Source organism: Salipaludibacillus keqinensis, assembly GCF_003226325.1.
GTDB classification, from domain to species: domain Bacteria; phylum Bacillota; class Bacilli; order Bacillales; family Salisediminibacteriaceae; genus Salipaludibacillus; species Salipaludibacillus keqinensis.
Window position 1 is genome coordinate 64292 of the sequence record NZ_PDOD01000001.1, and the last position, 13135, is coordinate 77426.

Sequence of the window (13135 nt, forward strand, 5' to 3'; positions counted from 1 at the left end):
CTAGATGTTTATACAGGTGTTGCTAAATAGTTTCTCACATCAACAAAACGTCCTTCAACGGCAGCAGCTGCGGCCATTTCAGGGCTAACTAGATGTGTTCTAGCACCATTTCCTTGTCGTCCTTCAAAGTTACGGTTAGATGTAGAGGCGCACCGCTCGCCAGGTGGCACAATATCGTCATTCATAGCAAGACACATGCTACACCCAGCTTCTCGCCATTCAAACCCTGCAGCTGTAAATATTTTATCAAGCCCCTCAGCTTCAGCAGCCAGTTTCACTGTTTGAGAGCCAGGGACAACCATAGCATGAACGGCTGAATGTACAGTTTTTCCTTCAACTACTTTGGCTGCTCGTCTTAAATCGCTGATTCTTGAGTTCGTGCAAGAGCCAATAAAGACGTGGTCAATGTTTACAGAAGAGATAGGTTGATTTGCTTCAAGACCCATGTATTCCAACGCTCTCTCAATCTCTTCTTTTGCAGCCTCTGATTTAGCGGATTCTGGTGCTGGAATCTGACCGCTTACGGGAATACACATGCTTGGGTTTGTGCCCCAAGTGACTTGTGGTTCCACTTCATCAGCGTCAATTTCTACTGTAGCGTCGTAATGAGCTCCATCATCTGTTGCAAGGGAAGACCAATCTTTTACTACTTTATCGAAGGCTTCTCCTTTAGGGACGTGCCTACGGTTTTCCAAGTAATCAAAGGTGGTCTGATCAGGACTGATTAACCCTGCGCGAGCTCCAGCCTCGATAGACATATTACAAACAGTCATACGTTCTTCCATGGATAGATTACGAATGGCCTCGCCAGTATATTCAATGACGTAACCAGTGCCGAAACGAACACCGAACTTCGCAATAATCGCTAGAATTAAATCTTTTGCGGTAACGGCGGGGCTTAATTTACCCGTTACTTGCACGTTCATTGTCTTTGGAGGAGCTTGCCATAATGTTTGTGTTGCTAAGACGTGTTCTACTTCACTCGTACCGATGCCAAAAGCGAGAGCTCCGAAAGCGCCATGGGTTGATGTATGACTATCGCCGCAAACAATTGTCTTTCCAGGTTGAGTCAATCCTAATTCAGGACCAATAACGTGGACGATTCCTTGATCCGGGTGATCAATATCTGCTAAAGGAACATTGAATTCTTTACAATTTTCTTTCAAAGTTTCCATCTGCTTCTTAGAAACAGGGTCATTAATAATATGCCTGGCAATTGTGGGGACGTTATGATCCATCGTGGCAAACGTCCGGTCTGGCCTTCGTACACTGCGTCCTTTCATGCGAAGTCCTTCAAAAGCTTGTGGAGAAGTGACCTCATGGACCAGTTGTAAATCAATATAAATTAAATCTGGTTTGTTTGGTTCTTGGTGGACCACGTGTCGATCCCAAATCTTTTCAATAATTGTTTTTGGCTTTCCCATGCTTTTCACTCCTTGATTCACTTTCGATAATGGATTGTGCTAAAAGTTTATGCGTAGCAACTCATTATACTGTTGGTAGCACTATTTGACTTGATATAGTCAATGACCAGGTTCGTCATTTTTTCTGTGCCTACTTGTTGTCCGTCTTTTATATTTAGGTCTGCTGTGTGATAGCCTTCGTCAAGAACATGTTGAACAGCTGACTCTATTAAACAGGCTTCGCTTTCCAAGTGGAAGGAGTGACGAAGCAACAATGCTGCTGATAGAATCATAGCTAGAGGGTTAGCCACACCTTTCCCTGCGATGTCAGGAGCTGAGCCATGGACGGGTTCGTATAACCCGAAACTGTCTTCTCTCACACTTGCTGAAGGGAGCATGCCAAGTGAACCAGTTAAAACAGAAGCTTCATCACTTAAAATGTCGCCAAACATATTTTCTGTGACTATCACATCGAAATAGGTAGGGTTTGTAATAAGCTTCATTGCGGTGGCATCAACGAGCATATGTTCAACGGTTACTTCAGGATAATCGGCTTTTTTCTCTTCAACGACTTCACGCCATAATTTACTAGACTCGAGTACATTTGCTTTATCTACTGAAGTAAGGTGCTTGCGACGGATGTTGGCTGCTTGAAAAGCTTTCTCGACAATGCGTTCGATTTCAGAGCGTTCATAAGCGAGAGTGTCTACAACGGATTCACCGTCTTCGCTTCGTTCACTTGGAGTCCCGAAATATAATCCTCCCGTGAGTTCACGAACGATGAGCAAATCACTATCTTTCACGACTTCCTCCTTTAAAGGGGACGCATGAAGTAAGTTATCGAAACCTTGGACTGGGCGTAAGTTAGCGAACAATCCAAGGGACTTTCGAATGCCTAGCAATCCTTTTTCAGGACGGAGATGGGAAGGGTTTTGATCCCATTTAGGTCCACCGACAGCCCCTAGTAATACCGCATCTGCTTTATGACAGGCACTTATTGTTTCTTCTGGTAGGGGAGTACCATGTTCATCAATGGCCGATCCTCCAATTGAATGGGTTTCATAGGTGAAAGTATGTTGATACTCTTCTGAAAGAGCTTCTAACACTTGTTTGGCTGACTGAATGACCTCTTGACCAATTCCATCTCCTGGTAATAGTACAATGTTCTTCTTCATCTTAAGCCTCCTTAATTCGATTGAGCATGAATTACTTTATCTTTCACGGGTTCTCTATGATAGAATGCACGGTTCACGGCGTTTAAAAAGGCTTTCGCTGATGCTTCAAGAACATCCTGTGATGATCCCCGTCCACTGACAAAAACTCCGTTAACGGTCATCTCGACATTTGCTTGAGCCAATGCGTCACGCCCCCGTCCAATCGAACTTAATTGAAAATCGGACAAATGAATTTTTTCTTTAATCATGGAGTCGAGTGTATTATAAAGAGCTTCAACACTTCCTTGACCTGTTGAGGCCGTTTCTAACTTCGTTCCATCCGGGGCGATAAGAGCGACGGTTGCTGTTGGAAGATTGGACGAACCGTATTGAACTTGAAAGGCTTTTAATACGTATTTCTTTACGTCATCCGAATCTGTTTGAATTTCCATCAAAATCGTGAATAAGTCTTCATCTGTAACTTCTTTTTTGCGATCAGTTAATTGTTTAAAAGCGGTGAAAGCTTCTAGTAATTTCTCTTCAGAAAGTTCATAACCTAATTGCTTTACTTTGTCTTTAAATGCATGTTTTCCTGAATGTTTCCCCATAACGAGGCTGTTGGATTGAACACCAACTAATTCAGGTGTAATAATTTCATACGTTGAAGCATTTTTTAAGACGCCATCCTGGTGAATGCCTGATTCATGGGCAAAGGCATTCTGACCTACTACAGCTTTATTTCTTGGGACTGCCATCCCAGTTAAGTTACTAACTAGATCGCTGGTCCGTTTAATTTCTTTCAATACGAGATTGGTTTCATAAGGATAAAAATCTTTCCGAATATTTAAAGCGACGGCAAGTTCTTCGAGAGCCGCATTTCCTGCTCGTTCTCCGATGCCATTTATGGTGCCTTCAATCTGTGTTGCCCCGTTTTCAATGGCTGCAATGGAATTGGCTACTGCCATGCCTAAATCGTCGTGGCAGTGAGCTGATAAAATAGCCTTATCGATGTTGCTTACATTTTCGCTAATGTACTTGAATAGCTGACCATATTCGGCGGGAGTTGTGTATCCAACAGTGTCCGGCAGATTTATGACAGTTGCACCTGCATCAATGACTTTTTCAATGATTTTCACTAGGAAATCCGGGTCGGATCTTGAGGCATCTTCGGCAGACCATTCTACTTTAGGGAATTTTTCTCTAGCGTAACGAACCATTTCAACTGCGGTTTGAATGACTTCTTCAGGAGTTTTCTTTAATTTGTATGTCATGTGAATGGGGGAAGTGGCTAAGAAGATATGAAGTCTAGGATCAGCTCCTTCTTTCAAAGCTTCCCACGCTACATCAATGTCTGATTTCTTGGCTCTGGCTAGTCCGGTAACTGACACACCACGAACTTTACGAGCGATTTCTCTAACACCTTCAAAGTCGCCTTGTGAGGAAGCAGGGAAGCCTGCTTCCATCACATCGACGCCAAAACGTTCCAGTTGTTTTGCGATTTCTAACTTTTCTAATTGATTTAAGTTTACGCCTGGGGACTGTTCACCGTCTCGAAGGGTGGTGTCAAAGACGTTAACGCGAGCCATGAGAGACCACATCCTTTTTCTTTTGATGCTGTTTAACAAATGGCATCAACTCACGAAGTTCTGCACCAACCTTCTCAATTTGATGTTGGTTTTCTTTCGCATTAATTGCATTAAACTGAGGACGATTTGCTTGATTCTCTAAGATCCATTCTTTAGCAAACTTTCCTGTTTGAATATCAGTTAGAATATCTTTCATACGTGCTTTTGTATCTGCATCAACAACACGTGGTCCTGATACAAAATCTCCCCATTGTGCAGTGTCTGAGATAGAGTAGCGCATACCCGCAAGTCCTCCTTCATAAAGAAGGTCAACAATTAATTTAGTTTCGTGTAAACATTCGAAATAGGCAACTTCCGGCTGATAACCAGCTTCTGTAAGAGTTTCAAACCCAGCTTTGATCAAGCTTGTGATGCCTCCACAAAGGACGGCTTGCTCACCAAATAGATCCGTTTCTGTCTCTTCTTGGAAAGAAGTTTCAAGAATACCGGCACGTCCTGCACCGACACCTTTTGCATAGGCAAGAGCAATGTCTACAGCTTGACCTGTAGGGTCTTGATAGATGCCGTATAGAGCTGGAACCCCTGCGCCGTCCTCGAACGTTCTGCGAACGAGGTGACCAGGTCCTTTTGGAGCAACCAAGAAGACATCAACATCTTCAGGAGGAACAACTTGACTGAAGTGAATATTAAATCCATGAGCAAAAGCTAAAGCATTTCCAGCTTCAAGGTTCGGTTTAATGCTCTCTTCATAAATTTTAGGTTGTAGCTCATCTGGAAGAAGAACCATAACAACATCCGCCTGTTTGGTTGCATCAGCAACCGATTCTACTTGAACACCATCTTCTACTGCCTTATCCCAGGATTTTCCTTTTCTAAGGCCGACGACGACGTCAAATCCGCTTTCTTTCAGGTTTAGAGCATGTGCATGACCTTGTGAACCATATCCGATCACGGCGATTTTCTTAGTTTTTAATACCTCGTCTTGAATATTGTGATTGTAAAGTACTTTTGTCATTTGAATACATCCTTTCGAATTTTAGTTTTAGTTTTTATTGACTTAAATCATTATTTTAATAATGAATAAGAGGTAAGCTCAGCGACTTGCGGTTGATGGCCTCTGGAAAAGGCAGTGAGTCCTGTTCTTGCAATGTCTTTAATTCCATAGGGACGCAATAGGTCAATTAATGCTTCAATTTTATCCGGCTTACCCGTTACTTGAACGGAAAGGCTATCTTTACTTACGTCAATAATTGAAGCTCTGAATGGCTCGATAATCCCTTGAATTTCATTTCTTAGTTGGGCATTACTCACCACTTTGATTAAAGCTAGCTCTCTAGCTACGATGGCTTTATCGGATAAGTCAGTCACTTTTAATACATCAATTTGTTTGTTTAATTGTTTCGTTAATTGTTCAAGCTTCTGGTGGTCTGCCACATCCACGACAAAGGTCATTTTCGAAATACCTTCTGTTTCCGTGCGACCGACTGAAATGCTCTCAATGTTAAACTGTCGCTTATGCATCAACCCTGTGACACGGTTTAATACACCACTTCTATTTTGAACGACTGCTGTAATTATTCTTTTCATGGTTTCACCCCTACCATGTCGTCAATTCCCTTTCCGGGAGCGACCATCGGATAAACGTTCTCCTGCTGAAGCACGCGGCAATCCATCAGGACTGGACCATCATAAGCCATCACCTCAGGCATGATATCAAGAAACTCTTGTTGCGTTTCGACTTTTATCCCGCGAATACTATAGCTCTCTGCAAGTTTCACAAAATCAGGTTGAACACCTATAATCGATTCAGAGTAGCGTTTGTCATAGAAAGCTTCTTGCCATTGTCTAACCATTCCAAGTGCGCCATTATTTACGATGACAATTTTAACCGGGAGGCCTCGTTCTTGAAGAACTGATAATTCTTGCAGAGTCATTTGAAATCCTCCGTCACCAACAACGGCTATAACTGGTTCTTCAGGTTTAGCTAATTGAGCGCCAATCGCTGCTGGGAAACCAAAGCCCATAGTTCCCAATCCACCAGATGTCACCCATTTGTCTGGCTTGGAAAAAGGATAGTACTGGGCAGCCCACATTTGGTGTTGACCCACATCTGTAGTCACTATTGCTCTTCCATTAGTAATATCGTGAATGGATTTTATGAGCCACTGCGGAATCATTTCCGTAGGTGGATTGTTGTACCAATATGGAAAGTTTCTTTTATTTTCATTAAGTTTGTTCATCCACTCTCCATGATCTGGCCCTGTCGTCAGTTGTTTGGCAAGTTCTTTAAGGGCTGCGTTCGAATCAGATACAATGGGAATATGAGTAGGCACATTTTTACCAATTTCAGCAGGATCGATGTCAATATGAGCGACCGTTGCATTTGGTGCAAAATGCTGAAGATTTCCTGTTAGTCGATCATCAAACCTAGCTCCAACGTTTATTAGTAAATCACATTCAGTAATAGCGATATTCGACGTATACGTCCCGTGCATTCCTGCCATTCCAAGGAATAGTTCGTGATCACCAGGAAAGGCTCCAAGCCCTAGTAACGTGGATGTGACAGGGATTTGATATTCCTCTGCTATAGATAAAAGTGTTTCAGATGCCTTGCCATGAAGGACACCAGCTCCTGTTAAAATTAATGGTTTCTGAGATTTTCTCAAAGCTTCTGTTAACTTTTTAATTTGCAATGGATTCGGTTTAATGGTTGGCTGATATCCTGGTAAATAGAAATCAGACTCATCAGTTTCCAAACATGGATTTGCTGAGATATCTTTCGGAATATCAACCACGACTGGTCCAGGTCGACCTGTAGAAGCTATATGGAAAGCCTCTTTAATGATTTTCGGAATTTCATAGCTTGATTGTATTTGATAATTGTGTTTAGTAATCGGTGTGGTAATTCCCATGACGTCAGCTTCTTGAAAAGCATCTGTACCAGTTACGGCCGTTGCCACTTGTCCTGTAATAATGACAAGAGGTAGGGAATCCATCATCGCATCGGCAATTCCTGTTACAAGGTTCGTGGCACCTGGACCAGAGGTTGCAATGACAACTCCAGGCTTTCCAGATACACGAGCGTATCCTTCAGCTGCATGAATCGCTCCTTGTTCGTGACGCGTTAGGATATGATCGAAATCCCCGTCTGATCTGTACAGCGCGTCGTAAATGGGGAGTACGGCACCTCCAGGATAGCCGAACATCGTTTTAACATTTTGTTCTATCAGTGATTGTACAAGAACATCCGCTCCGGTCTTTGTTGTTGTAACAGGCTTTGTTTGTTGTGTTTCAAGTTTCACCTTCTCATCCCTCCTAGAATGGTGTTCATTACTATAAACGATTGATTTTCCGTCGACCAACGATTGGTGGAAAAATAAAAAGACCTGTTTCTTCCCATGAACATATGTGGCCACATGAAAAAAATGTAGCTCGATAAGTTCAGCGGGGAGAAAAGGCCTTTGCTTTTCACGGTACCACCCGGATTTACAATACTCTTACGAATATTGCCTCGTGAAGCTTCCTCAAATAAATAGAGTACGCTTCTTTTTTGATAACAGGTGTTAACCAACACCTGTGTATGCCTACTAACCTTAGCGTTTCAGCATAACACTCAGGGAGGATGTCGGATTAAGCTGTATTTCCGGGCTTCCAGCAACCCCGGCTCTCTGTAAATACAGACCCTTAAACCTTTTTTCCCTTCATCGTTTTAGTGATATGAAGTTGTTATTAAATTTCAAAAAATTAACTGACAATTGCTTTAGTTGTAGGAGAGGACTCATAGCAAGCGACTCCATCTGTTCGAACCACTTTCCTAAATTCAGTTAACAGGTGTGATGTAACTTTACCAGGGTTCCCTCCATTAATTTTGCGACCATCAACTTCAACAACTGCAATGACCTCTACAGCAGTTCCTGTCAAGAATACTTCATCTGCAACATACACATCATGTCTAGTAAAAGGAGTTTCCTTCATGGTATAACCATGTTTCTTTGCTAAATCAATGATGGCATTGCGGGTAATTCCTTCTAAAGCTCCTAAATAAACCGGTGGAGTATAGATGGTGTTGTTTTTTACAATAAAGATATTATCTGCTGAACCTTCTGTGACATAGCCTTGATCGTTGAGCATCAGGGCTTCGTCCACACCAGCTTGGTTTGCTTCTAATTTTACAAGTATATTATTTAAATAATTCAGCGACTTTACTTGAGGACTTAATACATCCGGCCGATTACGTCTGGTTGAGACCGATCCTAAACGTAACCCCCTTTGATACAATTCCTTTGGGAAAAGAGCGAGTGTCTCTGCAATAACAATAACTTTAGGTTGGGAACAGAATGTTGGATCTAATCCTAAGTTACCGGGTCCTCGGGAGACAACAACTCGAATATAAGCAGTGTCCAGTTTATTCTTACGTACAGTGTCCACAATAATTCGTTCCATTTCCTCCTTGTCGTATGGGATGTGTAACATAATAGACTGTGCGGATTCATAGAGACGATTCAAGTGTTCTTCTAATTTAAAGACATTACCACTGTAAACGCGAATTCCTTCAAACACCCCGTCACCATATAAAAAACCATGATCATAAACAGAAACGACGGCATCTTCTTTCTTAACGAATTCGCCTCCCAGAAAAATCCACTGGCTGCTCATACCGATCCACTCCTTTCTTTGAAGTTTAGACGCTGTATTGTATTAAAATGCTTAGATCAAACAATAACCTCACGTCATTTTCATTTAGTTTGGAGAGCGTCTTCTTTCTCTAAACAACAATGATTAGAGGCTCTTAAGTAGTCAATTTATTCAATTGACTGAAAAATTAATTTAATAACTAACAAATATGATATTGACGCCAATAATACAGCCTTAAACAGGGAAGGTCAACATCTATTTGTTAAAAATTCTAACATTTCAAAACAATCCGATAATAAGAAAACGCTTACATGGGCATAGTGAAAGGGAATAAATTAAATTTTCTGATAAATTGTAAATTTTTTTAAAGCGTTTACATATATCGTGGGGACGAGTTTTCATTTTGATTCTGAGGAAAAAGATATCTTCAACTTTATTAATTAATGCGCGCTATTTATGTTCTACATAAGGGTGATCAAGCAACTCATCATAAATCCTTGTTCATCATTTTCTAGGTCCACTCATAAATTGAAGTAAGAGAGAGTACAAGGAGGAAATGACATGAACTCTGAAGACCAAAAATTATCATATGCTATAAAAGAAATTACGGAGATTGCAGAAGGATTCGGCTTGGACTTTTACCCTATGCGCTATGAAGTCTGTCCCGCAGATATTATTTATACTTTTGGAGCTTATGGTATGCCCACACGTTTTAACCACTGGAGTTTTGGAAAGCAATTTCATAAGATGAAGCTGCAATATGATCTAGGATTAAGCAAGATTTATGAATTAGTTATTAATTCAAATCCATGTTATGCCTTTTTGTTAGATACGAATTCGTTAATTCAGAATAAGTTAATTATTGCTCACGTGTTAGCACACTGCGATTTTTTCAAAAATAATGCTCGTTTCTCTAATACTAGACGAGATATGGTAGAAAGTATGACGGCAACGGCAGAAAGAATTAATCATTATGAAATGGTCCATGGCAGGAGGGAAGTGGAAAAGTTCCTTGATGCAGTTCTTGCTATTCAGGAGCATATTGACCCAAGTCTTCAACGACCTAAATTAAGCTGGTCTATGAATGATGTTTGGATAGATGAGGAAGAAGAGAATGAAACGAAATCAAGTCCTTATGATGATCTATGGGGATTAGATGGCAACAAGAAGAAAGAAACGTTGCCTGGAAAAAAGAAAAAAATATTTCCTCCTGAGCCTGAGAAAGATTTACTGCTATTTATTGAACAGTACAGTAAAGAGCTCGAAGATTGGCAACGAGACATTTTGACCATGATGCGTGAAGAGATGCTCTATTTCTGGCCACAGTTAGAAACGAAGATTATGAATGAGGGATGGGCTAGTTACTGGCATCAGAAAATTATTCGAGAGATGGATTTGACGTCAGGGGAGGCCATAGAGTTTGCTAAATTAAATGCAGGAGTGGTTCAACCTTCAAAAACACAAATAAACCCTTATTATTTAGGGTTAAAGATTTTTGAAGATATTGAAGCACGCTACGACCATCCGACCGATGAGATGAAGAACCAGCAGGGAATCAAAGCAAACAGTGGAAGGGAAAAAATCTTCGAAGTTCGTGAGATAGAATCAGATATTTCATTTATAAGAAACTATTTAACGAAAGAATTGATCTTAAAAGAAGATATGTACTTGTTCCAAAAACATGGCCGTGATTACAAGATCATTGATAAAGAATGGGAGAATGTTCGGGATCAAATTATTATTAGTCGAGTCAATGGAGGATTTCCATTTTTAAGAGTGAAAAATGGCGACTATTTAAAAGCAGGAGAGCTTTATATTACGCATGAGTATGAAGATGTCGAATTAGACACATCATACTTAGAGAAAACATTGCCATACTTGCATCAATTATGGGGAAGGCCCGTTCATATGGAAACGATGCTTGCAGATAGAAAGATTGTGTTTTGTTACGACGGAAGAAAAATTAATAAAAGATATGTTTAAATCGAAAATTGAGAGCGTCTAGCATAGACTAGGCGCTCTTTAAAATGGTTGAAATGATGTATACGTTTTTGTTCTTCGTAAGTAGCATTACTTTTACTTAAGATGTTATAAGCTAAGATTACTATGAAGAAGAGTTGGTATCACGTGATCTTCGTCTTCCTTTACGCTAAACTTGATACTTAATATGAGAGGATGATTTTCATTGGATAAAATCGGAAAGAAGACACTTATGAAAGGAGCGATTGTTCTTTTTATTGTTGGTTTTCTTTTATGGATAAATATACAGTATGTTCAGCTAACTCCGGAAGATATACGAGAAGCGATTCTTCCATTTGGCTGGCTCGCTCCGCTCATTTATGTGCTCATTTATACGATTCGTCCATTAGTACTTTTTCCAGCGTCTATTTTGTCACTGGCAGGAGGCTTGTTGTTCGGTCCAATTCTCGGAACCGTAGCGATTGTGGTAGGGGCATCTAGTGGAGCGATTCTTTCTTTTTGGGTTGCAAGAAAGCTAGGCAAAAATATTGCCGCTAAAAAGTGGACAGGCAAGGGAGAAAAAATTCAAAGTCAGTTAGAAGAAAACGGTTTTTTCTATGTGTTGACGCTTAGGCTTATACCACTATTTAATTTTGATATGATCAGTTATTTATCAGGCATATCTAAAGTAAAGTTTCGTCACTTTATGGTAGGTACAGTAGTTGGAATGATCCCGGGTTCATTTGCTTATAGCTTTTTGGGAGCGAGCTTTGTTGAGGGGGATGCTTTTTTAATTCTTACCGCTGTTTCCATATTTATTCTTGTTAGTACCGTACCTTTTCTATTTAGAAAAAGACTAAACAAGAAGATTGAGAAGTGAGAGTTAAATAAACAAAAGATGAAATTGATTTATCAAAGGAGGAAAATAATTGAAAACATATGATGTTATTGTTATTGGCGGGGGTTCAGGAGGATTGACCGTTGCAGCAGGGGCCGCACAATTCGGAGCAAAAGTAGCTTTGGTTGAGAAGAGAAACGAGTTAGGTGGAGACTGTCTTCACTTTGGATGTGTGCCTTCTAAATCGTTGATAGCTGTCGCTAAAGAAGTTTATCACCTTCATCAATCGGCACAAGCGTTTGGTCTATCTGTGTCAGGTACACTTAAATGGCAAGACGCAAAGCGGCGAGTCGAGCAGGCGGTAGGAACTATTCAAGATCATGATGGAGCCCAACGATTTCGAGATTTAGGGGTGGATGTCATATTTGCCAGTGCAACATTCCAAGATGAACATTCCATCAAACTATCATCAGGTACGACGATAAAAGGGAAAAGAATTGTAATTGCAACAGGATCAAGTCCTATTGTTCCTCCTGTAGAAGGGGCGGAACAGATTACTCAACTTACCAATGAAACGGTTTTTAGCATGGATGAATTACCGAAGCGAATTGTCATGATTGGAGGAGGCCCAGTTGGACTAGAGTTATCCCAAGCTTTAAGTCGTTTAGGAGCTGAGGTGATTGTAGTGGACTCTGGAGATCGACTTCTCCAAAAAGAAGATGAAGACATTGCAGAAGTGGTAAGAAAACAGATTGAGAAAGAAATCACTTTTTTTCCTTCTACCACTGTTGAAAAGGTGACGAAGAGAGATAATAAGACTTTCGTAACATTGAAAGGAAATCATAGTCAAGAAGTAGTAGCAGACGCTCTGTTCTTCGCTTCAGGCAGGAAGCCTAATACGGACAAGCTTCGATTGGACAAAGCCGAAGTAAAAGTAGACGATAAAGGAGCGATTATAGTCAAAGAGACGCTTCAAACTTCTCAACCTCATATCTATGCAGTAGGCGATGTGAATGGACAATTTCCTTTTACTCATGGGGCGGGACATGAAGGCAAGGTAGTTGTAGCTAATGCTGTCTTTGGTTTGCGGCGAAAAGTGTCTTATGATCATGTTCCTTGGGCGTTTTATACCGATCCGGAAATATTTCATTTAGGTATGACGGAAGAAGAAGTTCGCTACCAACATAATGAAGATTACAAGGTGTACCGTATGGATAGTAAAAGTGTTGATCGAATGATTGCAGAAAATGATAAAAGTTCCCTTATCAAAATCATTACTGACAATAAAGGGATCATTCTAGGAGCACACGGTGTCGGTAATTCTGCCGGTGATTGGATGCAGCAACTCGTATATATGAAGACCAATGGTGATTCAGTAAAGAAAATATCCAACAGTGTCTATCCATATCCATCTCGTGGAGAGATAGTTAAACATGCTGGTGATTTATATTGGAGAGAGAGGTTATTCGGTAGTAAACTCTCCACTCTAATGAATAAATACGTTTCGATTTTCAGATAAAAGAGTCAACATTAAATATGAATAAACAAAAAACAAGAGCA

General features: G+C 40.6%; 10 protein-coding genes. 3 read left to right on the forward strand and 7 right to left on the reverse strand.

All coding sequences use genetic code 11. From position 1 onward, the window contains the following. Positions 1 to 8: 8 nt before the first annotated feature. The 7 genes from leuC to ilvE form a co-directional block, all read right to left on the reverse strand. Complete coding sequence (gene leuC, locus CR194_RS00375) at positions 9 to 1424, reverse strand: 3-isopropylmalate dehydratase large subunit (RefSeq protein WP_110607669.1); 1416 nt, start codon at positions 1422 to 1424, stop codon at positions 9 to 11. A gap of 47 nt (positions 1425 to 1471) precedes the next feature. Further along, positions 1472 to 2578, reverse strand: a complete 1107-nt coding sequence (gene leuB, locus CR194_RS00380) for a 3-isopropylmalate dehydrogenase (protein WP_110607670.1) — start codon at positions 2576 to 2578, stop codon at positions 1472 to 1474. Between the two features lie 11 nt (positions 2579 to 2589). Next, positions 2590 to 4143, reverse strand: coding sequence for a 2-isopropylmalate synthase (locus CR194_RS00385; RefSeq protein ID WP_110607671.1), 1554 nt, complete (start codon positions 4141 to 4143; stop codon positions 2590 to 2592). Beyond that, a complete protein-coding gene (ilvC, locus tag CR194_RS00390) occupies positions 4130 to 5158 on the reverse strand; it encodes a ketol-acid reductoisomerase (RefSeq protein ID WP_110607672.1) in 1029 nt (342 codons plus the stop codon). Before ilvC ends, CR194_RS00385 begins: the two co-directional genes overlap by 14 nt. Positions 5159 to 5208: 50 nt before the next feature. After that, entirely contained in the window at positions 5209 to 5730 is a 522-nt protein-coding gene (gene ilvN, locus CR194_RS00395) for an acetolactate synthase small subunit (protein ID WP_110607673.1), read from the reverse strand. Continuing rightward, a complete protein-coding gene (ilvB, locus tag CR194_RS00400; RefSeq protein WP_110607674.1) occupies positions 5727 to 7445 on the reverse strand; it encodes a biosynthetic-type acetolactate synthase large subunit in 1719 nt (572 codons plus the stop codon). Before ilvB ends, ilvN begins: the two co-directional genes overlap by 4 nt. A 442-nt stretch (positions 7446 to 7887) precedes the next feature. Continuing rightward, entirely contained in the window at positions 7888 to 8799 is a 912-nt protein-coding gene (gene ilvE, locus CR194_RS00405) for a branched-chain-amino-acid transaminase (RefSeq protein ID WP_110607675.1), read from the reverse strand. Between the two features lie 540 nt (positions 8800 to 9339). Here ilvE and CR194_RS00410 point away from each other — a divergent pair. The 3 genes from CR194_RS00410 to CR194_RS00420 all read left to right on the forward strand — a co-directional run bounded on the left by CR194_RS00410 (position 9340) and on the right by CR194_RS00420 (position 13094). Continuing rightward, a complete protein-coding gene (locus CR194_RS00410) occupies positions 9340 to 10761 on the forward strand; it encodes a SpoVR family protein (protein WP_110607676.1) in 1422 nt (473 codons plus the stop codon). Between the two features lie 202 nt (positions 10762 to 10963). Further along, the gene (locus CR194_RS00415; RefSeq protein WP_233254181.1) at positions 10964 to 11617 is read left to right on the forward strand and encodes a TVP38/TMEM64 family protein; all 654 of its coding nucleotides are present in this window, start codon (positions 10964 to 10966) and stop codon (positions 11615 to 11617) included. 49 nt (positions 11618 to 11666) lie between these two features. Next, positions 11667 to 13094 (forward strand): dihydrolipoyl dehydrogenase family protein, encoded by a 1428-nt coding sequence (locus CR194_RS00420; protein ID WP_110607677.1) that lies wholly within the window; start codon positions 11667 to 11669, stop codon positions 13092 to 13094. Positions 13095 to 13135 lie beyond the last annotated feature (41 nt).